This window comes from Providencia xihuensis, from assembly GCF_041953405.1.
Taxonomy (GTDB): domain Bacteria; phylum Pseudomonadota; class Gammaproteobacteria; order Enterobacterales; family Enterobacteriaceae; genus Providencia; species Providencia vermicola.
Map to the genome: position 1 here is coordinate 3,297,923 of NZ_CP169565.1, position 23,716 is coordinate 3,321,638.

20 protein-coding genes and 1 riboswitch are annotated in these 23,716 nt (G+C 42.3%); of the genes, 6 read left to right on the forward strand and 14 right to left on the reverse strand.

Annotation, left to right across the window (positions count from 1 at the left end; all coding sequences use genetic code 11):
- Positions 1-6 precede the first annotated feature (6 nt).
- Genes ACE2AL_RS14825 through ACE2AL_RS14835 form a run of 3 tightly spaced genes read left to right on the forward strand, consistent with a single transcriptional unit; the run spans position 7 to position 3,997 of the window.
- The gene (locus tag ACE2AL_RS14825) at positions 7-1,746 is read left to right on the forward strand and encodes an ATP-binding cassette domain-containing protein (RefSeq protein WP_272573443.1); all 1,740 of its coding nucleotides are present in this window, start codon (positions 7-9) and stop codon (positions 1,744-1,746) included.
- Complete coding sequence (locus tag ACE2AL_RS14830) at positions 1,743-2,882, forward strand: ABC transporter permease (protein WP_206085346.1); 1,140 nt, start codon at positions 1,743-1,745, stop codon at positions 2,880-2,882. Before ACE2AL_RS14825 ends, ACE2AL_RS14830 begins: the two co-directional genes overlap by 4 nt.
- Before the next feature lie 8 nt (positions 2,883-2,890).
- On the forward strand, positions 2,891-3,997 hold the full coding sequence (locus ACE2AL_RS14835; RefSeq protein ID WP_272538824.1) for an ABC transporter permease: 1,107 nt from the start codon (positions 2,891-2,893) through the stop codon (positions 3,995-3,997).
- Positions 3,998-4,174: 177 nt separating this feature from the next.
- Here ACE2AL_RS14835 and ACE2AL_RS14840 read toward each other — a convergent pair whose 3' ends face one another.
- The 8 genes from ACE2AL_RS14840 to ACE2AL_RS14875 all read right to left on the reverse strand — a co-directional run bounded on the left by ACE2AL_RS14840 (position 4,175) and on the right by ACE2AL_RS14875 (position 11,952).
- Entirely contained in the window at positions 4,175-4,882 is a 708-nt protein-coding gene (locus ACE2AL_RS14840; RefSeq protein WP_206085344.1) for a Bax inhibitor-1/YccA family protein, read from the reverse strand.
- A gap of 134 nt (positions 4,883-5,016) precedes the next feature.
- Complete coding sequence (moaE, locus tag ACE2AL_RS14845; RefSeq protein ID WP_206085343.1) at positions 5,017-5,469, reverse strand: molybdopterin synthase catalytic subunit MoaE; 453 nt, start codon at positions 5,467-5,469, stop codon at positions 5,017-5,019.
- A 2-nt stretch (positions 5,470-5,471) separates the two neighbouring features.
- A complete protein-coding gene (gene moaD, locus ACE2AL_RS14850; protein ID WP_206085342.1) occupies positions 5,472-5,717 on the reverse strand; it encodes a molybdopterin synthase sulfur carrier subunit in 246 nt (81 codons plus the stop codon).
- The gene (gene moaC / locus ACE2AL_RS14855) at positions 5,717-6,193 is read right to left on the reverse strand and encodes a cyclic pyranopterin monophosphate synthase MoaC (RefSeq protein WP_206085341.1); all 477 of its coding nucleotides are present in this window, start codon (positions 6,191-6,193) and stop codon (positions 5,717-5,719) included. The genes moaD and moaC overlap by 1 nt, the downstream gene beginning before the upstream one ends.
- Before the next feature lie 26 nt (positions 6,194-6,219).
- The gene (moaA, locus tag ACE2AL_RS14860) at positions 6,220-7,200 is read right to left on the reverse strand and encodes a GTP 3',8-cyclase MoaA (RefSeq protein WP_206085340.1); all 981 of its coding nucleotides are present in this window, start codon (positions 7,198-7,200) and stop codon (positions 6,220-6,222) included.
- Positions 7,190-7,330: riboswitch (molybdenum cofactor riboswitch) on the reverse strand. It overlaps the preceding gene by 11 nt.
- A 401-nt stretch (positions 7,331-7,731) precedes the next feature.
- A complete protein-coding gene (locus ACE2AL_RS14865) occupies positions 7,732-10,401 on the reverse strand; it encodes a TonB-dependent hemoglobin/transferrin/lactoferrin family receptor (protein WP_375083645.1) in 2,670 nt (889 codons plus the stop codon).
- 121 nt (positions 10,402-10,522) lie between these two features.
- Positions 10,523-11,452: a FecR domain-containing protein gene (locus ACE2AL_RS14870; protein ID WP_375083646.1), complete on the reverse strand. Its 930-nt coding sequence runs from the start codon at positions 11,450-11,452 to the stop codon at positions 10,523-10,525.
- 2 nt (positions 11,453-11,454) lie between these two features.
- Positions 11,455-11,952 (reverse strand): RNA polymerase sigma factor, encoded by a 498-nt coding sequence (locus tag ACE2AL_RS14875; protein ID WP_206085336.1) that lies wholly within the window; start codon positions 11,950-11,952, stop codon positions 11,455-11,457.
- Between the two features lie 302 nt (positions 11,953-12,254).
- Here ACE2AL_RS14875 and yvcK point away from each other — a divergent pair, with 302 nt between their 5' ends.
- Positions 12,255-13,163, forward strand: a complete 909-nt coding sequence (gene yvcK, locus ACE2AL_RS14880) for a uridine diphosphate-N-acetylglucosamine-binding protein YvcK (protein WP_206085335.1) — start codon at positions 12,255-12,257, stop codon at positions 13,161-13,163.
- Positions 13,164-13,668: 505 nt separating this feature from the next.
- Here the strand turns inward: yvcK and uvrB are convergent.
- The 5 genes from uvrB to bioB all read right to left on the reverse strand — a co-directional run bounded on the left by uvrB (position 13,669) and on the right by bioB (position 19,941).
- Positions 13,669-15,687: an excinuclease ABC subunit UvrB gene (gene uvrB, locus ACE2AL_RS14885; RefSeq protein ID WP_206085334.1), complete on the reverse strand. Its 2,019-nt coding sequence runs from the start codon at positions 15,685-15,687 to the stop codon at positions 13,669-13,671.
- Positions 15,688-16,316: 629 nt separating this feature from the next.
- Complete coding sequence (bioD, locus tag ACE2AL_RS14890; protein WP_206085333.1) at positions 16,317-16,991, reverse strand: dethiobiotin synthase; 675 nt, start codon at positions 16,989-16,991, stop codon at positions 16,317-16,319.
- Positions 16,984-17,769: a malonyl-ACP O-methyltransferase BioC gene (gene bioC, locus ACE2AL_RS14895; RefSeq protein ID WP_375083647.1), complete on the reverse strand. Its 786-nt coding sequence runs from the start codon at positions 17,767-17,769 to the stop codon at positions 16,984-16,986. Before bioC ends, bioD begins: the two co-directional genes overlap by 8 nt.
- Positions 17,747-18,904, reverse strand: coding sequence for an 8-amino-7-oxononanoate synthase (bioF, locus tag ACE2AL_RS14900; RefSeq protein ID WP_272680660.1), 1,158 nt, complete (start codon positions 18,902-18,904; stop codon positions 17,747-17,749). Before bioF ends, bioC begins: the two co-directional genes overlap by 23 nt.
- Positions 18,904-19,941 (reverse strand): biotin synthase BioB, encoded by a 1,038-nt coding sequence (bioB, locus tag ACE2AL_RS14905; RefSeq protein ID WP_206085330.1) that lies wholly within the window; start codon positions 19,939-19,941, stop codon positions 18,904-18,906. Before bioB ends, bioF begins: the two co-directional genes overlap by 1 nt.
- A 93-nt stretch (positions 19,942-20,034) precedes the next feature.
- Between bioB and bioA the strand changes: the two genes are divergently transcribed.
- Positions 20,035-21,315, forward strand: coding sequence for an adenosylmethionine--8-amino-7-oxononanoate transaminase (gene bioA / locus ACE2AL_RS14910; RefSeq protein ID WP_375084317.1), 1,281 nt, complete (start codon positions 20,035-20,037; stop codon positions 21,313-21,315).
- Between the two features lie 187 nt (positions 21,316-21,502).
- Here the strand turns inward: bioA and pgl are convergent, their stop codons facing one another.
- The gene (gene pgl, locus ACE2AL_RS14915) at positions 21,503-22,489 is read right to left on the reverse strand and encodes a 6-phosphogluconolactonase (RefSeq protein ID WP_206085328.1); all 987 of its coding nucleotides are present in this window, start codon (positions 22,487-22,489) and stop codon (positions 21,503-21,505) included.
- A gap of 241 nt (positions 22,490-22,730) precedes the next feature.
- Here pgl and ACE2AL_RS14920 point away from each other — a divergent pair, with 241 nt between their 5' ends.
- Complete coding sequence (locus tag ACE2AL_RS14920) at positions 22,731-23,549, forward strand: pyridoxal phosphatase (RefSeq protein ID WP_206085327.1); 819 nt, start codon at positions 22,731-22,733, stop codon at positions 23,547-23,549.
- The last annotated feature ends 167 nt before the right edge of the window (positions 23,550-23,716 follow it).

Consider the following 23,716-nt stretch of genomic DNA (forward strand, 5'->3'; position numbering starts at 1 on the left):
ATAGTCATGAGTGATGATTACAGCATCAGTCTTAAAGGCGTCGAAAAAAGCTTTAACGGCTTAGATTCTCCTGCAGTTGAAAGTCTCACAATGGATATCAACGGTGGGTCTGTCACAGGGTTAGTTGGCCCTGATGGCGCAGGAAAAACGACATTAATGCGTATGCTCGCAGGGCTACTCAAACCTGATGCTGGGCATATTCGTGTGATGGGGTTAGACCCTATTCAAGACAGTATTGCAGTGCGTGCAAACCTCGGCTATATGCCTCAAAAGTTTGGTTTGTATGAGGATTTAACGGTTCAAGAGAATTTGGACTTATACGCAGATTTGCGCAGTGTTATTGGCGAAGAGCGCGAAAAAACCTATCAACAGTTGCTGTCATTCACTAACCTTGCTCCTTTTACGCAACGCCTTGCAGGCAAACTTTCAGGTGGAATGAAACAAAAGCTAGGTTTAGCCTGTACACTGCTTGGTAAGCCCAAAGTGTTATTATTGGATGAGCCAGGCGTTGGCGTTGACCCTATTGCAAGGCGTGAACTTTGGCAGATGGTTCACACCCTTGCCGATGATGGAATGTTAATATTATGGAGCACTTCATATCTTGATGAAGCCCAACAATGTAAAGAGGTACTGCTTCTTAATAAAGGGCAATTACTCTATTCTGGCAAACCTGAATTATTAACACAAAAAATGGCGGGGCGCTCCTATTTACTTGAGGTTCCAGCTGCACAAAAGCGCACTGTATTACAAAATGCATTAGTGCTTCCTGAAACGACAGATGGCGTTATCCAAGGCCGCTATGTTCGCTTGATTCTAAAGCCTGGCGCATCTCAAGAAAGTCTGTTAAGTGCGCTCAATATGCAAGAAAACAAGCTAATTGCCGCACAACCTCGATTTGAAGATGCGTTCATTGACCTTCTTGGCGGCGGCCCTTCTCACCGTTCAGAGTTAGCCGCCATTGTGCCACAAATTCCACCAAACCCTCAGGAAACGGTGATTGAAGCGCGTAATCTCACCAAAAAATTTGGGGATTTTGCAGCGACAGATCACGTCAATTTTCAAGTCAAACGCGGTGAAATTTTTGGGCTGTTAGGCCCCAATGGCGCAGGAAAATCGACAACCTTTAAAATGATGTGCGCCCTGATGAAGCCCACTGAGGGACATGCTTTAGTGCTGGGTATGGATTTAAAAACCAGCTCAAATAAAGCCAGGCAGCACCTTGGTTATATGGCGCAGAAATTTTCCCTCTATGGGAATCTAAAAGTGGGGCAAAACCTAAAGTTTTTTTCGGGAGTTTATGGATTACATCATAAAAAACAGTCGGCTAAGATCCAAGAAATGGTGGATGCCTTTAGCTTCAAGCCAATTATCAATCAAATTACAGACTCCCTTCCTTTGGGTTATAAACAGCGCCTTGCCCTTGCCTGCTCACTCATGCATGAGCCCGATATTTTATTTTTGGATGAACCCACTTCAGGCGTCGACCCATTAACTCGTCGTGAATTTTGGCTACATATCAATGGGATGGTGGATAAAGGCGTGACCGTGATGGTCACCACACATTTTATGGATGAAGCAGAATATTGCGACCGAATAGGGCTTGTTTACCATGGTAAAATTATCGCAGCTGGCACACCTGACGAGCTAAAACAACAAGTTGCTACTCGTGATAACCCAGACCCCTCCATGGAAGATGCATTTATCGAACTTATAATGAATTACGACAAACAACAGGAGGCTAAATGAATCATGCCGCCTCTTCTTTTTCATGGCGTCGGCTAAAAGCCTTGTGCTGGAAAGAAACCAAGCAAATAGTACGCGACCCCAGTAGTGCCCTAATTGCAGTACTTATCCCATTGATGCTGCTATTTATTTTTGGTTACGGCATTAACTTAGACTCAAGTAAATTGCGTCTTGGCATTTTAATGGAGCAACAAAGCCAGCCTGCACGAGAGCTCGTTGATACCTTTACGGGCTCTCCTTTTGTTGACGCCACTATCAGTGATAACCGAAAAGCGTTAATCGACAAAATGCAAGCAGGTGAAATTCGTGGAATTATCGTGATCCCAGTGAATTTTTCAGCACAATTGCTGCAACCTGAAGGACATGCAGCGATACAAATTATTACCGATGGGAGCGAACCAAACACCGCAAACTTTGTTCAAGCCTACACCAAAGGTGTCTGGCAAATATGGCAGCAGCAACAAAGTGAAAACCGGGCAAACACAGTTTCGCCATTAATCGAGCTCAATATGCGTTACTGGTTTAATGAGGCAGCAATAAGCCAACATTTTATTATTCCAGGAGCAATTAGCATTATTATCACTGTGGTTGGCGCAATTTTAACATCACTGGTTATTGCCAGGGAGTGGGAACGCGGCACAATGGAAGCCTTACTTTCAACCCAAATCACTCGCACTGAATTATTACTCTCAAAATTATTACCTTACCAAGTTCTTGGCTCTTTTGTAATGGTACTTTGCATGCTCGTTACAACCTTTGTTCTGGGCGTACCATACCGCGGGTCATTATTGGTGCTGTTTGTTATCACGAGCCTATATCTTGCTACGGCCCTTGGCATGGGGCTATTAATATCCACCATTACCCGCAACCAATTTAATGCAGCAATGGTAGCATTAAATGCCGCATTTTTACCTGCAATTATGCTGTCTGGATTTATTTTTGAGATTGATAGCATGCCAGCCATCATTCAGTGGGTAACTTATTTTATCCCCGCACGTTACTTTGTCAGCAGCTTGCAAACGTTGTTCCTTGCAGGGGATATTTACTGGGTGTTACTGATCGATTTCTTATTATTGGTTGCATCAGCAATCTTATTTATTGGCCTAACGGCGCTGAAAACTCGCCGTCGACTGGATTGAGGTGCACTATGCTTTATCGCTTATACACCTTAGTTATGAAAGAGTTACAATCATTATTACAAGAGCCACAAACTCGAATTATTTTGATTTTACCTGTGATTTTCCAAATGATTTTGTTCCCACTTGCGGCAACACTAGAAGTCACAAATACCACCATTGCAATTTTTGACCAAGATGGCGGCAAACATTCTGTTGAACTTACCCAGCGGTTAGCCAAAGCCAGTGCATTTTCCCACGTGTTGCTCGTCAAAAGTGAACATGAAGTTCGCGACACACTCGATAACCGTAAAGCACTGTTAGCCGTGCGTTTTAGCCAAAACTTTAGCGCAGATATCGCCTCACATACTCCTGCTAATATGCTGCTGTTACTTGATGGTCGCAACTCAAACAGTTCTCAAATTGCGGCAAATTATGTCGAACAGATTGTGATGCAATATCAACAAGAGTTAACACAAAACCAAATCAAACCCAATAATAGTGAGTTGGTTATTCGTAATTGGTACAACCCAAACTTAGATTATAAGTGGTTTATTGTGCCCTCTTTGGTGGCGCTGATTACCACGATTGGCGTGCTGATTGTGACCTCCCTTTCCATTGCGCGAGAACGGGAGCAAGGGACGCTAGATCAACTCCTGGTTTCCCCATTAACAACATGGCAGATTTTTATTGGTAAGGCTGTGCCTGCATTAATTGTGGCGACAGCCCAAGCAAGCCTTGTGTTAGTTATCGGGATTTTTTGTTATCAGATTCCATTTGCAGGTTCACTGCTGCTGTTCTACGCCACTATGATATTTTATGGTCTATCGCTAGTGGGTTTTGGCTTGTTAATTTCAGCGCTGTGCTCAACGCAGCAACAAGCCTTCATTGGGGTGTTTGTCTTTATGATGCCTGCCGTACTGCTTTCTGGTTATATATCCCCAGTCGAGAACATGCCCGTTTGGCTACAAGATATCACTTGGGTTAACCCAATTCGTCATTTCACTGAAATCACTAAACAAATCTACCTTAAAGACGCAGATTTTTCAGTGGTTTTCCAAAGTTTATGGCCATTGCTGATTATTGCTATTATCACCAGTTCTGCGGCGTATTATCTCTTTAGAAAGAAAATTGCCTAATGCCATGATGAATATCTGTCGATTTGGCTGCCTAATTAAACTCAGGCTTGGCATTCAAATAATAAGAAAATTATATTTTTTAGTACGATTACTATGAAAAAACCCTTGCTACCGAAGTAACAAGGGTTTTGAATTTTATTCACTAAAACATTCTAGTGATGAATGTTTCACTCGCTGTTAGCGACGGTCACCGAAGATACGCAGTAACATTAGGAACAAGTTGATGAAGTCTAAGTACAGAGACAGCGCCCCCATAATGGAGTATTTACGCATTGTTTCTCTGTCATCTTCATTAATTTGAGCACCCATTTCTTTCAGCTTTTGAGTGTCATAAGCCGTTAACGCAGCAAACAGTAACACACCACCGTAAGTGATCACCCAGTACATCATTGAGCTTTGTAGCCAGATGTTAACTAAGGAAGCCACAACGATACCAATCAGCGCCATAAACAGGAAGTTACCCATTCCTGTTAAGCTACGCTTAGTGGTGTAGCCATAGAAGCTTAATGCACCAAACATGACCGCAGTGATAACAAAGGTACCTGCGACAGATTCACCAGTATACGCGGCAAGAATGACAGAAATAGTTAAGCCCGTTAACAATGAATAGAGCATAAACATGCCCGTCGCCATCATTCCGCTAATTCTTTGCAGTAAGAAGGAAATACCCATCACTAAACCCAGTTCAGCAATGATCATTCCGAAGAATAAAATTTTGTTAGTCGCAATGGTGTAATACAAGCCACTGCTGACTGAATACCAAGCTACAAATGCTGTCAACAGCAAACCGACGGTCATCCAACCATAGACTTGCGACATAAATGCCTGAACGCCAGTTTCGGCCCTCTGGACAAGAGAATCATTACGTTGATCAAACTGACCCATGATGGTTACCCTTTTGCTAAAATAAAAATCGACACAGTAAAAATACTGCAATCGGAGAAAATTAACCAAAGTCTAACACATTATTATGACATTACCATTCAGCAAATTCGTATTTTTCGGAGGAAAAAGTGCGATTACCAGCGGCTTGCGGACGTTTCGTCACTTTCTTTCGCTTCAACCCAGCGTTCGTTATCTGGCAACGTCTCTTTTTTCCAAAATGGTGCTTTGGTTTTTAAGTAATCCATAATAAACTCAGCGGCTTGAAATGCTGCGTTGCGATGCGCACTTGTCACCCCAACAAACACAATTTCCTCACCTAGCTGCAAAGTACCAATGCGATGAATCACACTCACACGCTGCAAAGGCCAACGTTCTCTTGCTTCTACTACAATGTTTGCTAAGGCTTTTTCTGTCATACCTGGATAATGCTCAAGCGTTAAGGCCGCAACAGTATCACCAAGGTTATGATTCCGAACTTTACCTGTAAAAGTCACGACGGCTCCATCGCTATCACACTCTGCAAGCCATTGATATTGTTCACCAACACTGAAGTTGTGTGTTTGGACGGCAATATGGGTATTTTCCATCATTATCCCCCTGTTACTGGTGGGAAAAAGGCGACTTCATCCCCTTCCACCAGTGAATGTTCGAGGGAAACAAATGATTGATTAACTGCTGCCAGTAATTTTCCGCTTTCTAACGCCAAAGCCCAGCGATCACCTTTTTGCGACAAAGCAAGACGTAGAGACTCAACTGTTTGATATTTTTCCGTTATTTCAAGTCTATCTGTTCCCACTAATTCGCGAACTTGTGCAAAAAATAATACTGTAATCATCATTCCACCTTAAAATGTCCAGATTTACCGCCTGTTTTTTCTAACAAACGAACAGGGCCGATGACCATGTCTTTTTGTACCGCTTTGCACATATCGTAAATGGTCAATGCCGCCACCGAGGCTGCAGTCAGTGCTTCCATCTCCACACCAGTTTTACCCGTTAGACGGCAGCATGTTTCGATGCGAACACGGCTATGTGCTTGTTCTGCTTCAAGAACAACCTCCACTTTAGTTAACAACAGAGGGTGACATAATGGAATTAACTGCCATGTATTTTTAGCGGCTTGGATGCCCGCAATACGTGCCGTTGCAAACACATCCCCTTTATGGTGACTGCCATCAACAATCATGGCTAAGGTTTCGGGGTTCATGGTGACATAAGCTTCTGCACGAGCTTCACGGACAGTTTCAGCTTTAGCTGAAACATCAACCATATGCGCCTCGCCCGACGCATTGAGGTGAGTCAGTTGGGACATAGTTTCTCCTGAAAATCTTAAAAGAATTAACCGCCAATAACGGACAAATTAGGGGTAATACCGCTATCACCCATATGTAGAAAATGCGTTTCGCGTTTGTGATGCAAACCACGCTGTATCCGCGCTTTTAGCGCTTCATTTTGGTTATCATCCCCTAACAAATCACGTAGAGGAATGCCATTTTCACCAAACAGGCACAAATGGAGATTACCTAAAGAAGATACACGAAGGCGATTGCAGCTTTGACAAAAGTCTTTTTCATACGGCATGATAAGGCCTATTTCACCCTGGTAATCTGGGTGACTAAAGACCTGAGCAGGGCCGTCATTGCGAGAACGAGGAAGGCGATACCAACCTTCTTCAATTAAACGGTCGCGAATCGTTTCGCCAGAAACATGAAAACGTTGGAAAATATCACTGCCATCCCCTGTTTCCATTAACTCAATAAAACGCAGTTGAATTGGGCGGTGCTTAATCCAATTTAAGAATGACTTCAGACCAATGTCGTTGATATTTTTCATCAACACAGCGTTGACTTTCACTTTTTCAAAGCCAGCCTCAAAGGCAGCATCAATCCCTTTCATCACTTGGAAGAATTTGTCTTGCCCAGTGATTGCTGCAAACTGGCGTGGGTCTAAGCTATCCACACTGACATTAATTGCATTCAGGCCTGCATCTTTCCACGATTGAACGTCTCTCGCCATGCGATAACCATTGGTGGTAACTGCGATTTTTTTAATCGCTGCATTTTCATGAATGGTGGCAATAATTTCACTGAAATCTTTGCGCATGGTAGGTTCACCGCCTGTGATACGCACTTTTTCTGTGCCTAATTCAGCGAATGCGCTGCTAACACGGCGAATTTCATCCAGAGTGAGGAATTCATGGCGGCCACTTGGTTGATAACCATTAGGCAGGCAGTATGTGCAACGAAAGTTGCAAACATCTGTTATAGAAAGCCGAAGATAGTAAAATTTTCGGTCAAATTGATCGACGAGTTGCTGCATAATCACACCTTTCCAAATACGGGAGATGCAGACATTTCTATCTTGCACCCTGGTGACTCTATGGCCACGGCCAGAGCATCATATTTGTGAAAACAAACTTAGACGCAAAGGCTAGGAGTTTTATTTGGAACAAAGCCGCTAATTTAATAACGAAAACAAACCACTCTGTTCACTTAATTTCTGTAAGGATTCTAGCGTATAGAATATGAAAAAGCGAACCTGAATTCGATATATAATATAATATACAACGACTTACAGAACATTAGCGATAATCTCCGAAGTTCTTATTATCATAGACAATTTTCTTAAAAAGAGCCTAGCCAAAGATACAATTTCACTTTAAATGATTAACATCTCTTATTATTTAATTAAACATTTCTTGATGTAGATCTAAAATGGGGAGCAAGCTCCCCATCTCATTGTTTCCGTTATAAATATCGTTACCAATCGCTTCGTATTTTTCACTCAATACTTTGCTAAGCATTATCCCAATCAAAAATGAAAACATATGCCCCAAGTAATTGAACGTATTTAGAAACGGAACTCAACCCCGCCAGATATCGTCCTTCCACGACCTAATGTATTCGCTAAGCTCTCCCCGTAGCTCACCACATAGGCCCGATTGGTTAAGTTCTCCACGTTACCGCGAATAATTAAATTATCCGTAATTGAATAACTTGCGTATAAATCGACGAGGGTATATTTCGGCCAGTCCGCTAAATAAGGGTAATTGGTTTGTGCAGAATAGTCTTGGAAACCTGGTGTGAAACGGATAACCATTCCGCCATCCAGTTTTCTATCAAAAGCACGTCCACCGAGTGTGAATGAACCTCTATCACCTGGCAGATTTGCTGCACTACCAAAGATGGAGCCGCTATCGCAGTTAACATAATTGTCTGCTTGCTCATCGGGCTCTGCATACCAATTACCAGGGCCAATACCTTCTGGGAATTTCAAGACGCCACCTAACCACGCACGGTTAGCACAGAATGTGTTTTTACCAATCATATGAGTGAAGGTTAAATCTGCATAAACAAACCCTGCATCATAGTTGAGTTGGTATTCAAACCCTCTAAAACGTGTCGTATTTAAGTTATTGCTGTACGCAGCATTCCCCATACTTGGGTTAACCAATCCCGGCTTAGTTCGGTTAATCGCAAGGTTGATATAGTTATCAACCCGCGTGTCAAAATAAGCCACTTTAGCCAATAATCGATCCTCTTCAAGCATCAGTTGGGGGTAATTCAGATTCACCCCGATTTCCCACGCATTTGAGCGTTCTGCTTTTAAAAACGGGTTAGGAAACTGTGTTGAAGAACTGTGAGCGCTGCCTGTGGTGAGTGTTTCGGTAATCGCAGGTGGACGCCAAGAACGACCATAACTGGTAAAGAACTCCATCCACTCGACATCTGGGCGAATAGCCAGACGAGCATTAGGTGAAAACGCACCTTCCGATTTATCAACATTCCAATGTTCTGTATACAGCGTGCTTGGGCAATCACGTAACCGTCTACCTGTGCATGGATTTTCCTTTGTATAAGGGAAGATGGCATAACGCATGCTGGTTTGCCCTTTGAGGGTATAGTAGTCGTAACGCATTCCCCCTTCCAATGTTAACCAATCGTCATATTCGTAAGTTAAATTAGTAAACAATGAGCTCAATGTACGTTTTCCATCTGGTGTTACGCCTGATGCGGCTTCTCGTGTTGAGGTGCTGCTAGCTTTATCTTGGAAAGTTTCAAAACCATAATGCGCTTTTAATAAATTATTATGATTAAATTCAATCTCTGAATGATTTTCGAGTTGCACCCCGAATGTTTTAACCCGAGTATCCATCTGATAGCCATTATTAAAAATTTGGCTCGTTGAATAAGTTTCAGTGTCATCTTTCGTATCAACAAAATACACTTTCCCTTTAAATTCTGTACTCCATGGACTGCCACTAAACTGCGTATAATCAAGGGAATAGTTCTGGGTTGTCACATCACTAAACCCACTGCTTTTCCATCCAAGTTTATATGGCCACGTTTGCGCCAAATTAGTTAATGTACCTGCATTAGGTGTCGCCACTTTGGTTTCTAAATAATTGAATTGTAAGCGTTGTGACTCACTGAGATTCCAACCTGCTTTCGCCAAATATGAGGTCATCTGGTAATTGCTATCGTTAATTCGGGTATGTTTTAAACCACGCACTAATTCGTCATAATGCCCTGCATCATTGTTGATGCGAATGTCGCCAATACTCCCGTGCGTCCCTGGTTTATAGTCACCTAAGCGGCGTTCACTGGCAGCAAACAGTAAATCCCCCTTTTCATTTCCCAAGGCAAATGCGCTACTACCGATAAAATGAGTATTATTCGTCCCTGTACTGGCATGTAATTTTCCACCAAATGTCTTATCTTTCGATAAAAAATCAGATGCATTTACCGTATTAAATGTGGCAACTCCGCCAAGCGTTCCCCCACTCCCCATACCACTATTGTTTCCTTTTTGAATTTCAACGCCAGATAGCAACTCAGAATCAATATACATTGAGCCGTTACGCTGCCCATGGCCGCTTTTTTGGAAGTTTTGCCGCATTCCATCAATATTCATGTTCACACGCCCATAATCTTGGATCCCACGAATATTCACTGATAGCGACGGGTCTTGCTGGCTGACACTGGAATACACGCCGGTGGTAAGCTCTAGTACGTCAGCAATATGCTTCGGTGGCCTGTCTTCAATTTGTTTTTTACTAATCACACTCACCGATGAGGGACTACTGTAGACCCAATCTCCTTGCTGTATTTGGCTTGCTGTCACCGTAATATTATCTAACTTAATGACGTTTTCACTTGTGGAGGAATTAATTACCCGATGAATAGAAATACGATTATTGTGTATTTGGACCTGAACTGGATTTTCGCCAACAAGTTGCTGCAATCCTTCTTGCAAGGTTAACTGCCCTTTGATGCCTTGGCTTTTTAAGCCGTTCATTTCTTGGCTATTAATAATGATTTCAACTTTTGCCTGTTGGGCAAATTGCAACAATACGTTCTCAAGCGATCCTGCTCCAATCGAAAATGAAATTTTCTGTTGGGTTGCAGTTATTGATTGACTGGCATGAGCAATGTTAAATAATGAATATGCAGGTAGTGCTCCTAATACAAGGTAAACACAGAGTGTGGCTGTTTTATATTGGTGCTTTTTTTGAGTCATTTCCCATCCCTAAAATGATAATGGTAATAAAAATCATAATCACTTAGATTAAGACGTAGAAATGAAAGAAACCCGTAAAAATAATTTAAATACTTGTGAAAAATAATAATTTCTTTATCTATCAGTAGATTAATGTGAAAAATGGTACTTCATAAATCGTGAGTCCTTTTGATGACACAAGGTACTTAAGTCCACTTTCTAGTGTGTTAATTTGCAATACGCCGCTTAGTTTCTCCTTACTGTCGCTAGCTAAAATAATAATTCGCTTTTTATGGTAACGATTAATTTCAGCGGTAATCTCAGAAAGCGTTTGCTGTTGAAAAATAATCTGGCCTTCACGCCACCCTTCTGACGCCTGTTTGGCAAGTGGTATTGTGGGTAAAATTTGCTGCTGGTATTGCGTAAAGCTGCCTGCTTTTACCGTCAATTCTTGTCCTGATAATAGCGATATTTTAACGCTGTGCTGATAGACACTTACACCAACATTATCCCCTTCATTATCAATGGCAAACTCTGTTCCCAGCGCTTGAGTTACACCATTTCTCGCCTTAACTTGGAAAGGACGCAGTTCACTACCAGTGATAGGTGCAACAGAGAAATAGGCGCGTCCTTGGAGCAAATTGACTTGTCGATATTGCCCGTCAAAAGCTAGCTGTAATTGTGCACCACTATCGAGGTCGACTTGGCTGCCATCGGGCAATATGATATGTTGAACTTCACCAATTCTGGCTTGGTAATCAATCTGTTCTTGATTTTCACCCCACCAAATCAAAGTCACCAAACCACACACTAAAATACTGGCTGCAACGGAAATTTTCACAAAACTTTTTGTGGCTTTAATTGGTTTCTCTGTTTTTCTAGGCTGTTGATTATAGGAAGTTAACGCCCAAATTTGCCTTGCACGATAATAAGCATTGGCATGCTCTTTCGATGCATTCACCCAATGCTGAAACTCGCTATTTTCTTGTGCATTCAGCTCTCTTTGAGTGGTCTTGACGACCCACATCGCCGCTGTGTTTTCGATTTCAGATGGAGATGTTGTTGATTTCATGATTAATCCTTCCATTGATGAATCAGAACAGCCAATGCATTGGCTAAATGCTTTTCAACAGTACTGAGCGAAATATTCAACAATTGAGCCACTTCGGTTTGAGTCAATCCCTCTTCTCGGTGCAAACGAAAAATAGCCTGTGTTCTCTTGGGCAATGTTTGAATAATGGCTTGTATCTGGCTAAGTTGCTGCTCTCTTATTGCTGTTGCTTCAAGGCTTTTTACTTGTGCAGGTATTTCTTGCCATTGCTCATCACTGATAACCATTGAAGGGCGTGCTTTTTGTTCCCTAAAGTGATCAATCATCAGGTTTTTCGCAATCCGATAAAGATAAGCGTCAAAATCTTGAATCGTTGAGTGCTTCATCAGTTCAGCCATCCGTACAAAACTTTCCTGCACAATATCCATACTCAAACTATGGTCTTTAAGGTACATGTTGAGGTAGCGACATAATGAGGAAGAATGGCGTGCAAACAAGCGTTGCAACTCAGAATCAGACATATTGAGCCATAACACAAACAATGAAAATGAGAATTATTTACACTATATAGGTAAATATTCAAAATGGAAACATTCAGGTGTTTTTTGCTAAGAGGTTAAGGTAAATCTGGAATATTGCCTTTTATTGTTTTTTATCACAGTAACTCAGCGAACAATGATGTTTTATGGTAGATTAACGCCCAATTTATTTTAGATTTCATTTTTGATACGTTCGGCTCTGTAAACACTGCAAACCACAGATAAAAAGCACTAAGTAGTGACTGTTTATTTGCCGAATATTGACTGATTGATATAGGAACACTATGCCAAATAGTAGTCTGGCGAGCCTGAAACATGTTGTTGCCCTTGGCGGCGGGCATGGGCTAGGTCGCGTAATGTCTTCCCTTTCCTCTTTAGGTCCTCGCCTAACTGGAATTGTGACCACCACAGATAATGGCGGGTCTACAGGTCGAATTCGTCGTTCCGAAGGCGGGATTGCTTGGGGCGATATGCGGAACTGTTTGAATCAGTTAATCACTGAACCATCAATTGCTTCAGCAATGTTTGAATACCGTTTCGGCGGTAATGGAGAACTCTCTGGCCACAACTTAGGTAACCTAATGCTAAAATCATTAGATCACCTGAGTGTTAGGCCACTCGAGGCCATTAATTTAATTCGCAATATGCTCAAAGTGGATGCGCAACTCATTCCAATGTCAGAATCCCCTGTTGATTTGATGGCGATTGATGAGATGGGTAATGAGGTCTATGGCGAGGTCAATGTGGATGCCCTGCGCGAAATTCCGAAAGAGTTACGCCTATACCCTCGCGTTAAGGCCACACGTGAAGCGTTAGAAGCTATTCACCAAGCGGATTTGATTATCATTGGTCCTGGTAGTTTCTTCACCAGTTTAATGCCATTATTACTACTGGACGAGATTGCCACTGCCTTGCGTGAATGCAAATCCCCAATGATTTATATTGGTAATTTAGGTAAGGAAGTGGGCTCTTCAGCCGCTAATCTGACTTTACCTGAGAAATTGCAGATGATGGAAAACTATATTGGCTGCAAAAAGATTGATGCGTTGATCCTTGGGCCACGCACACAAACCAGTGATATTAGCAGTGACCGTAAGATTATCCAGCGCGTCCTCGAAGCGGATGATATCCCTTATCGCCACGATAGAAAGCTGCTCCTACAAGCCATCGAAGAAACCGTCCCGCTATTGTAATTTCCTAATTTATCCCACCTTTGGCTCCCAGAGGTGGAATGCTACTCAAGCCAATTTTTGCAAGTGAAAGCATCTCGGGGAGCATACATAAGTATGTGACCCGAGTGATTGCCCCTACTCCCCAACATAATGAAAATTTATCTTCAAAATAATTCGCGTTGTGGCTAGGTGGCAAATGAAAGTATCCCAAGGAGCATACATAAGTATGTGACCCGAGTGATTGAGCGCAGCCAACACCCCCACAACGTGAAGTATGTAGAAAATTCGCGTTGTGGCTAGGTGGCAAATGAAAGTATCCCAAGGAGCATACATAAGTATGTGACCCGAGTGATTGCCCCTACTCCCCTACATAATGAAATAAAATGACAATTTATCTTCAAAATAATTTGCGTTGTGGGTAGGCGGCAAGTGAGAGCATCTCGGGGAGCATACATAAGTATGTGACCTGAGTGATTGAGCGCAGCCAACACCCCCACAACGCGAAGTATGAAGAAGATAAAGAAGATTAGGAATTGGCGATAAACTGAGACCGTATCTCTTGCAACTCATCACGCACTCGCGCTGCCGCTTCAAACTCCAAGTCCTGTGCGTGCTTATACATTTGTGCCTCAAGTTGCGAAATACGTCGTTCCAACTCTTTCGTCGACATACCTTGTATATCAATTGATGTCTCACTCTTGGCATTATCTTTTGAGCGCCCTTTGCCTTTCCCGCCAACTTTATGACCTATCTGCAGGATATCGCCAATTTTCTTGTTTAACCCTTGCGGTACGATGCCATGTTCTTCATTGAATGCCATTTGTTTTGCACGGCGGCGTTCGGTTTCTGCTATCGCTTTTTCCATCGAATTGGTGATTCGGTCGCCGTAAAGGATCGCTTTACCGTTTAAGTTACGTGCTGCACGGCCTATTGTCTGGATCAAAGAACGTTCTGAACGCAGAAAACCTTCTTTGTCTGCATCTAAAATAGCCACTAAAGACACCTCTGGCATGTCGAGGCCTTCCCTTAATAAGTTGATACCAACAAGCACATCAAACTCACCCAATCGTAAGTCACGAATAATTTCTACCCGTTCAACCGTATCAATGTCTGAGTGAAGGTAACGAACACGCTCCCCATGTTCTTCCAGATATTCTGTTAAATCTTCCGCCATTCGTTTGGTCAACGTGGTGACTAATACACGCTCATTTTTCTGCACACGAATACGGATTTCAGATAACAAATCATCTACTTGCGTGCTCACAGGGCGCACTTCAATAATCGGATCCAGTAAGCCTGTCGGCCTAACCACTTGCTCAATAACTTCATTGCCTGATTTTTCTAGCTCATATTTGCCAGGAGTTGCAGATACGTAGATAGATTGCGGTGCTAAAGCTTCAAACTCTTCAAAACGCATTGGTCGGTTATCCAATGCCGAAGGCAAACGGAAACCATATTCAACTAAGGTCTCTTTACGGGAACGGTCACCTTTGTACATCGCCCCAATTTGAGGAATGGTCACGTGAGATTCATCCACCACCAGTAGGCCATCCGCAGGTAAATAATCAAACAATGTCGGAGGTGGTTCACCTGGAGCACGACCCGATAAATAGCGTGAATAGTTTTCAATCCCTGAGCAGTAACCCAGTTCATTCATCATTTCTAAATCAAACTGAGTACGCTGAGTAATACGCTGTTCTTCCACCAGTTTGTGGTTTTCTAACAACACTTTTCGCCTATCCACCAGCTCTTCTTTGATATGCTCCATCGCTTCCAAAATACGTTCTCTTGGTGTGACGTAATGTGTTTTTGGGTAAACCGTAAAGCGAGGCACACGGTGTTGAATTTGCCCCGTCAGTGGATCAAAGAGAGATAGACGTTCAACTTCATCATCAAACAGCTCGACACGTAACGCGTATTCGTCAGATTCTGCAGGAAAAATATCAATCACTTCCCCGCGAACGCGAAAAGTACCACGGGTAAAAGCTTGGTCGTTGCGACTGTATTGCAGGTCAGCTAAACGCCTTAAAATAGAGCGTTGGTCAATGATCATGCCATCGGTGAGGTGCAGCATCATTTTTAAGTAGCTATCAGGGTCGCCTAACCCATATATAGCTGACACAGAAGCCACCACAATGACATCACGACGTTCAAGTAAGGCCTTAGTCGCAGATAAGCGCATTTGCTCAATGTGTTCGTTTACAGAGGCATCTTTTTCAATAAATGTATCAGAGCTAGGCACATAGGCTTCAGGCTGGTAATAATCATAGTAAGAAACAAAGTACTCTACTGCGTTATCTGGGAAGAAAGCTTTCATTTCGCTGTAAAGTTGTGCCGCAAGGGTCTTGTTATGAGCCATCAACATGGTTGGGCGATTTTCTTTTGCGATAACATTAGCTATCGTAAAGGTTTTCCCTGACCCTGTTACTCCCAATAACGTTTGATGCGCTAAGCCATCTTGCAGCCCTTCGCGTAATTGACGAATTGCTTCAGGTTGGTCCCCCGCTGGCTGAAAATCAGAATACAGCTTAAAATCCTTACTCATATTACCGCCTCATAACGTGTCTCTTTTTCTATAATACTGGATAAAAAAACAGCTTCAAGTCCTGAATTTAATATTTTCTCTATCCGACGTTCCAATGAGTTTATAAAAATGTTATCCCCAAAATAATGCTTGACCTTTGGAAAACGTTATATTTTATGCTATTGGTTTTTATCGCCCTATCGCAAATATAGATTGAAGTCTTGATTTTATTTAACCTATTGTATTTAAATAAAATTATCTCAAAGTCCAGAATCACATCAAATAAAGGCAAAGCCGCTTGCCGCCTAGCATAGAAGTTGTTTTATAATGTTAATACACAAGGTTATCCACAGAAATGGTGGATAACTCTTGAAGCCCTTAGGGCTCATGCTTTCTCGTCATGAGTAAAATTTGTTAAACATTGAATAAATGACAAAACGATGGCAGTTATATGAAAAAATTTTTACGTAGTATCCGTTTAAAAAAAGAGATTTTATCTGTTTTAGTTCGATCATCAGACTATTTCTACGGTAAAACTTGACAAAAAATAGGTTAAGAACGTTAAACAAGATCAACAAAGCATTTAACAATTGATCATTTATTAGAGGGGAAATGGGCCTAAAACAATAATGTTAAGCCCTTTATTTATTTCACAATAACGTAAGATCCAAATATTGACCTAACGTGGATTCATTAAGTTGGGGCTGATAAGGTAAGATCCCTAAACAAGGTGAGTTAATCATGCGTTTGAGTGTTGCAAGATATTCAGCTTGATAAATACCTGCGGGTTCAATTTCATTGGCAATCCAGCCGACCACAGATAAACCAGCGGTATTAATCGCCTCTAACGTTAATAATGCGTGATTAATGCAACCCAATTTCACGCCCACCACTAAAATAACAGGAAGTTGCTGTTCAATAACCCAATCTGCGTAGGTTTTTTCAGTGGATAATGGGGTATACCACCCGCCAGCCCCTTCAACCAACACCCAATCCCCTTTTTTCTGAACCTCTAACAACCCTTGATTAATAACCGAAAAATCAATAGGCTCTCCCACTTTTTCACTGATGATATGCGGTGAAGTAGGGGCTTCAAAAACAATGGGGTTGACTGATGAATACGGCAATTTCACTCGGCTATTCGCTTGTAATAATAAAGCATCGTTATTGCGCAGCCCTTCTGGTGTTTGTTCACTCCCTGAGGCAACAGGTTTATAACCGACAGTGTTAAACTTTTGAGCATTAGCGGCTTGCAATAAAGCGCAACTTGCCACGGTTTTTCCAACTTCAGTGTCCGTTCCTGTTACAAAATAAGTTTTAGTCACGATAGATGACTCCAAATACGGTTTGATAAGTTAACGGTAGCCCTTGATAAGCCATCGGATAAGCTAAAGCTAACTGCTGAAGGCGCTTACGAGTCATTAGCCCTGTTTGGCGTCCCTCGGTCAAATAGGTCGCTCCAATCCCTTTAAGTGAATTCAATAGACTAATTAAATCAGGGAAATACAGCGTATCTTTTTGAAAAGACAGCTCATGGCGCCATGTTTGGCAGCTCGAGGTGATAGCTTGTGGGCTCAAAAAGGTGTTCACATGAGAATATTCATCAAGCAGCTGCCAAGCTTTGGATAATTCATTAAGCGAATGCTCTGCGAGCGTCGTAAAAACAATCACACCACCACGCTTTGTCACTCTGTATAGCTCACTCAATGCACCATGTAAGTTTTCACACCATTGAATGGATAAATTGGAAAAAATCACATCAAACTGCGCTGAATGAGTCGGGATCGACTCTATATCAGCACACAAATATTCATCTGCTGCATTCTTACTTTTGGCGACATCTAACATGCCAGAAGATAAGTCCAGTGCAGTGACTGTATGGCCTTGATGTTTCAGCTTTTGACTAAAAAAACCCGTACCACAACCCGCATCTAATACCCGTAAAGGCATGTTAACCTGCGCTGCAACGAGGGTCGATTTCAATTTATTGAGCAGTTGCTCTCCTGCTGTCTGCTGATAGTTAGCGATAGCATCGTATCTTGTCGCTGCTCGGCCAAATGCCGCCGCAATTTTTTGTTTGTCATGACAAATGATCGAAGTCATCTAAAGCCTCCAATAATTTATCAAGATCGTTTTGTTGATGTACTGCACTCAACGTGATCCTCAACCTTGCACTGCCTGGCGGAACTGTTGGTGGGCGGATCCCTTGAACCCAAATCCCTTTTTGGCGTAAAAATGCTGCAGCACGTTGGCATGTCTCATTATCACCAATGATTAAAGGTTGGATGGCTGTGGTTGAGTCAGCAAATTTCATTTGTTTAAAGTTGGCATTTTTCCTTAAGTATTCAATATTCTGCTGAAGAGTTTCACGCAGTTTATCTGCCAACTTAATCTGTTTAACCGCTTCTAATAATGCAACCGCCTGCGCGGGTGGCATAGACGTGCTGTAAATTAAATGGCGTGCTGATTGAACCAAGAAATCCGCGGTTTGGTCATCACAAAGCACGGCAGCTCCGCTTAAACCAAACGCTTTACCAAATGTCACCACCAAAATTTCAGGTTTAATGCCATAAGCCGAACAACTCCCTCTCCCTTGAAAGCCGCAAACACCAATACCATGAGCATCATCAACCATTAGCCACGCACTGTGTTTTTTTGCAATATCCTGCAAGGTATTCAGTGGGGCGCTATCCCCATCCATACTAAAAACCCCCTCGCTAATCACAAGGGTTTTCCCTGAAGCTGGCTTATTAATTAAATTTTCAAGAGAGGATGTATTGTTATGGTAAAAGCGTCTTAATTGAGCCCCTGAATGTATTGAGGCTTCTATAATAGATGCATGGCTGAGTTTATCGGCTAATATGCGGTCATTTGCTGTCATTAACGCCGTAATCACCGCATGGTTTGCTGCAAAACCGGAAATAAACAACAGTGCTTTTGAGTAACCCAACCACTGTGCCAGTTCACTTTCAAGTGCAACATGCGCTTGGGTATACCCAGTAATATGCCCTGAACCGCCACTCCCAATTCCATAGATATCTGCACCACGTTGCCATGCAGCAATAATCTCAGGATGGTGAGATAACCCTAAATAGTCATTAGACGAAAAATTTAGGTATTTTTCGCCATTTTGGTATAGCTCTCTACCATCAGATCTTTCAATACATTGACGTTGACGCCAGATCGAGGCACGTTTGCGCTGTTCGATCTGGTCTTGTAGGAAAGTTTGCCAGCTCATCATACTGCTGCATTATAAAACTTTGCGTTATCAGCGGTTAACAATGTTTCTGCCAATTTCGCAGCTTGCTGGTTATCCCCTTCATCCGTATCAATACGCTCTGGGTTAATATCCAGTTTCCTAAACAGTGCTAAATCTTTGTTTTCATCTGGATTAGGTGTGGTGAGTAACTTACAGCCATAGAAAACTGAGTTTGCCCCAGCCATAAAACAGAGCGCTTGAGTTTGCTCATTCATATACTCGCGACCTGCCGATAAACGTACATATGACGTCGGCATCATGATACGAGCCACTGCAATAGTACGAATAAAATCAAAGGCATCGACATCTTCATTGTCTGCCATTGGCGTGCCTTCCACTTTCATTAGCATATTAATTGGTACGCTTTCTGGTGGTTTTGGTAAATTGGCTAATTGCACCAGCAAAGCGGCACGGTCGCTAACTTTTTCACCTAAGCCTAAAATACCGCCTGAGCACACTTTTATCCCTGCATTTCGAACATTGCCCAAAGTATCCAAACGGTCTTGGTATGTTCTCGTCGTGATAATATTGCCGTAATATTCAGGGGATGTATCAAGGTTATGATTGTAATAGTCTAAACCCGCCTCAGCGAGGCGCTGGGCTTGGGAGTTATCAATCATCCCTAAAGTCATGCAGGTTTCCATCCCTAGGGATTTCACCTCTTTCACCATCATTTCAAGATAAGGCATATCACGCTCTTTTGGATTGCGCCACGCGGCCCCCATACAAAAACGCGTAGACCCGGCCTGCTTAGCTTTTTTTGCTGATTCAAGCACTTGCTGAACTTCCATCAAACGTTCTGTTTCTAAACCTGTTTTATAGCGAGCGCTCTGCGCACAATATTTGCAATCTTCGGGACATGCGCCTGTTTTAATAGACAACAAGGTACTGACTTGTACTTGCTGTGGGTCAAAATGTTGGCGATGTGTTTGTTGCGCCTGAAATAACAACTCAAAAAAAGGCATTGAAAACAGTTCATTAGCTTGTTTTATTGTCCACTGTTTTAATGTATTCATGGAGACACTCCAGTTGAAAAAATTGTTGCCAGTTTAAATATTGTGGTTATCATGTCAACTAAAATGATCTAAAAAAGTTTACAATGGGTAATGATGAATAGTCACGATATTGCTTTTGATAGCCAACACATTTGGCACCCTTATACCTCAATGAGTCACCCTATCCCAGCCTATCCAATCGTTGCAGCACACGGGGTTGAGCTCGAAATGGCAGATGGAAAAAAATTGATTGACGGTATGGCCTCGTGGTGGTCAGCGATTCATGGCTATAACCATCCTGAACTCAACCAAGCAGTCATAAGCCAATTAAATCAGATGTCTCATGTGATGTTCGGCGGAATAACCCACCCACCCGCAGTGAATTTATGCAGGCAGTTAGTCGCCATGACTCCTGAGCCTTTGGAGTGTATTTTTTTGGCCGATTCAGGATCTGTTGCCGTCGAAGTCGCGCTGAAAATGGCGCTGCAATATTGGCAAGCTAGAGGTGAAAAACGTCAACGAATTTTAACATTACGCCATGGATATCATGGGGATACCTTTGGTGCGATGGCGGTCTGTGACCCAGATAACTCCATGCATGGTCTGTATAAAGGCTATTTGCCACCGCATATCTTTGTGGATGCCCCACAATGTGGTTTTTATGATGAATGGGAGCCAAGTGATCTTGAGCCTTTAATTAGTGAATTAACTAAAAATCATCGTGAAATTGCAGCGATCATCTTAGAGCCGATCGTACAAGGCGCGGGTGGAATGCGTATCTATCACCCTGAGTATTTGAAAGGTGTGCGCCAGTTATGTAATGAATATGGGATCTTGCTCATTGCAGATGAAATCGCTACAGGTTTTGGGCGTACAGGAAAACTGTTTGCCTGTCATCACGCCAATATATCACCAGATATTATGTGCTTAGGTAAAGCATTAACAGGCGGTTATATGACGCTTTCAGCGACGCTCACAACACGCCACGTCGCAGAAACGATTAGCAACGGTGAAGCGGGTTGTTTTATGCATGGCCCGACCTTTATGGGTAACCCCCTAGCCTGTGCCGTCGCCGATGCAAGTCTAACTCTGTTGCTTAATAGCCCTTGGCAACAAACGATTGCCAATATTGAACAACAACTCAAAACCGAACTGCTGCCCTTAGCCTCACACTCTGCTGTTGCAGATGTGCGTGTACTTGGCGCTATTGGCGTGATTGAAATGAAGCAGCCTGTAAATACCGCCGCTTTACAAAAAGTGTTTGTGGAAAATGGCGTATGGGTACGCCCATTTGGCAAATTAATTTATATTATGCCACCGTATATCATCACCCCTAAGCAACTCACTAAGGTCACCGATACCATGGCCAAAGTCTTAGGGCAATCAATAAAATAAACTTAATACTTTGTTTTTAAACAGATTTTTAAACAGATTTTTAAACAGATTTTTAAACAGATAATCTCCTAAATAATTTGAGTTATAGCAAGGCGGCAAACAAGGGTATCCCTAGGAGTATACATAAGTATGTGACTAGGGTACCCGCGTGAAGCCAACACAGCTATAACTCGAAGTATGACGGAGATTAAAGGATGAAAGACAGTACCCACATAGGGCCTTTACCTACAGAATAACGCCCCACCTCTGTTAACTTTCCAGTAATCCCGTCAATCTCTGACACTGAAATATGGTCGGATTTTTGCCCGCTGGAGATTAAAAAACGCCCAGTTGCATCGATATTAAAGCCCCTTGGGTGTACCTCGGTTGGGTAACGCGCCTCTAACGTGAGTTCGCAGCCATCATCAGAAATAATATAGTGGCTAATGTAGCTTTCTGAACGCTCACTGACATATAAATGGCGACCATTTGGCGTCACATGAATATCGGCAGCCCAACGTTGGCTTTCATTGCCTGCAGGATAGTTTGCCAATGTTTGCATTGTACGATAACGGGTGAACTTACGGTAAACACCAATGGTTGAATCCAGTTCATTTACACAGTAAATGACTTTCTCCGTTGGATGGAATGCCAAATGGCGAGGGCCTGAATTTGGCGCGGTTGTTATTTGGTCAGCTGTTGCTTCCGTTAAATACCCTTTCTCATTCAGATCAAACAAGCGGATATGATCTTCCCCTAAACAAGGCACCCAAAGTTGCTGATTATCTGCATCGACATGAGATGAATGAGGGTTACGCAAGCCTTCAATCACTTGGATCACTTGACTCGGTACACCATCTTGATTCATCGATAACACAGATAAATTGTGTTGATGATAGGAAGGCACAAACAAGTATTTACCTGTATTATCAAGGGATAAGTGTACAGGTGTACCTGGTACTGATGTTTCTGCTTTTAAGCGTAACGTGCCTTTCGTTTCAATCTCATAGGTTACGACGCGAAAATTTGGGCGCACACCAATATACAGGTGCTTTTTATCATGGCTTAGCACCATTGGTTGCACCTGTCCTGGTGTTTTCACAGTTTGCAGAAGCGTCAACTCCCCCACTTCATTCATTGACCACACATGAATTTGCTGACTTTCGGGACTTGCAATATAAACAACCTGTTCCATCTGAACTCCTTAATTCATGACAAAAATGCTAAGCCGCATCGATAACCTAAATGTATTAGGTCACTATACCTTATATTTTTTAAATTACTGTGAGTAATTAACGCCAATGCCGCTATTACCTTAAACCAACATCGTTAAACTAAAACGGTTCAGTTCGTTACTATTATCAGCTATGATGATAAAATGACCTCATTCCTATAGCTCGCCTATAGGTCACTTCTAAAATCACGTGGAGCCGTTTATGTCATACCGCGTTATTGCGCTCGATCTCGATGGAACACTGCTTGATCATCAAAAGAAGATCCTGCCTGAATCGTTAGCTGTCCTACAAGAAGCCCGCCGCCAAGGCGTCAAAGTGATCATCGTGACAGGCCGTCACCATGTCGCCATTCACCCTTTTTACCAAGCGCTTGATCTGGATACTCCTGCTATTTGCTGTAACGGTACTTACCTTTATGACTATCTCGGGAAAAAAGTTCTCAAATCAAATCCAATGACCCTCGATTCAGTCACTCAAATGATTGATAAGTTACGCGGAACCGATATCCAACATTTAATGTATGTGGATAACGCGATGTTATATAACGCAAAAACTGAAGGTATTACGCGCACATTAAATTGGGCTGATTCATTACCCGCCGCACAACGTCCAACCATTGAGTTTGTTGAAGACTATGCGGATGTGATGCATAACTATGATTCTATTTGGAAATTTGCGGTTAGCTCACAAAATAAAGAGCAGTTACACCAAGTCGTCAACGAAATCGAAAATGATTTTGGCTTAGATTGTGAATGGTCTTGGATGGATCAGGTGGATGTGGGTCGTAAAGGAAATAGTAAAGGCCAACGTTTAAAAGAGTGGGTTGAATCCCAAGGTATGACAATGGAAAATGTTGTCGCTTTTGGTGATAATTTCAATGACTTAAGCATGCTTACCACCGCAGGCCTTGGCGTCGCAATGGGCAACGCTGTCGATGAAATCAAGCAGCAAGCCAAACTGGTCACTCGCGAAAATACCGAACCTGGTATCGCTGAAGTGATCCGCAAATACGTTTTATAATATTTAAACGTTTTTGTATAAAAAGAGAGAGCAATGCTCTCTTTTTATTTTTTAGGTCATTTCTGAAAATTAATCATCAAGAAGAAAACAACAAAAGCTTAAAAATAATAAATAATACTATTTTATTCTGCATCTTTATCGCCTCTGGGAAAAGAGAAGTATTTTAA

Excerpts from the sequence above, each read along its gene's own strand:
- ACE2AL_RS14825 (WP_272573443.1), top strand. The coding sequence starts at position 7 with ATGAGTGATGATTACAGCATCAGTCTTAAAGGCGTCGAAAAAAGCTTT.
- ACE2AL_RS14830 (WP_206085346.1), top strand. The coding sequence starts at position 1,743 with ATGAATCATGCCGCCTCTTCTTTTTCATGGCGTCGGCTAAAAGCCTTG.
- ACE2AL_RS14835 (WP_272538824.1), top strand. The coding sequence starts at position 2,891 with ATGCTTTATCGCTTATACACCTTAGTTATGAAAGAGTTACAATCATTA.
- ACE2AL_RS14840 (WP_206085344.1), bottom strand. The coding sequence starts at position 4,882 with ATGGGTCAGTTTGATCAACGTAATGATTCTCTTGTCCAGAGGGCCGAA.
- moaE (WP_206085343.1), bottom strand. The coding sequence starts at position 5,469 with ATGGAAAATACCCATATTGCCGTCCAAACACACAACTTCAGTGTTGGT.
- moaD (WP_206085342.1), bottom strand. The coding sequence starts at position 5,717 with ATGATTACAGTATTATTTTTTGCACAAGTTCGCGAATTAGTGGGAACA.
- moaC (WP_206085341.1), bottom strand. The coding sequence starts at position 6,193 with ATGTCCCAACTGACTCACCTCAATGCGTCGGGCGAGGCGCATATGGTT.
- moaA (WP_206085340.1), bottom strand. The coding sequence starts at position 7,200 with ATGCAGCAACTCGTCGATCAATTTGACCGAAAATTTTACTATCTTCGG.
- ACE2AL_RS14865 (WP_375083645.1), bottom strand. The coding sequence starts at position 10,401 with ATGACTCAAAAAAAGCACCAATATAAAACAGCCACACTCTGTGTTTAC.
- ACE2AL_RS14870 (WP_375083646.1), bottom strand. The coding sequence starts at position 11,452 with ATGAAATCAACAACATCTCCATCTGAAATCGAAAACACAGCGGCGATG.
- ACE2AL_RS14875 (WP_206085336.1), bottom strand. The coding sequence starts at position 11,952 with ATGTCTGATTCTGAGTTGCAACGCTTGTTTGCACGCCATTCTTCCTCA.
- yvcK (WP_206085335.1), top strand. The coding sequence starts at position 12,255 with ATGCCAAATAGTAGTCTGGCGAGCCTGAAACATGTTGTTGCCCTTGGC.
- uvrB (WP_206085334.1), bottom strand. The coding sequence starts at position 15,687 with ATGAGTAAGGATTTTAAGCTGTATTCTGATTTTCAGCCAGCGGGGGAC.
- bioC (WP_375083647.1), bottom strand. The coding sequence starts at position 17,769 with ATGACTTCGATCATTTGTCATGACAAACAAAAAATTGCGGCGGCATTT.
- bioF (WP_272680660.1), bottom strand. The coding sequence starts at position 18,904 with ATGAGCTGGCAAACTTTCCTACAAGACCAGATCGAACAGCGCAAACGT.
- bioB (WP_206085330.1), bottom strand. The coding sequence starts at position 19,941 with ATGAATACATTAAAACAGTGGACAATAAAACAAGCTAATGAACTGTTT.
- bioA (WP_375084317.1), top strand. The coding sequence starts at position 20,035 with ATGAATAGTCACGATATTGCTTTTGATAGCCAACACATTTGGCACCCT.
- pgl (WP_206085328.1), bottom strand. The coding sequence starts at position 22,489 with ATGGAACAGGTTGTTTATATTGCAAGTCCCGAAAGTCAGCAAATTCAT.
- ACE2AL_RS14920 (WP_206085327.1), top strand. The coding sequence starts at position 22,731 with ATGTCATACCGCGTTATTGCGCTCGATCTCGATGGAACACTGCTTGAT.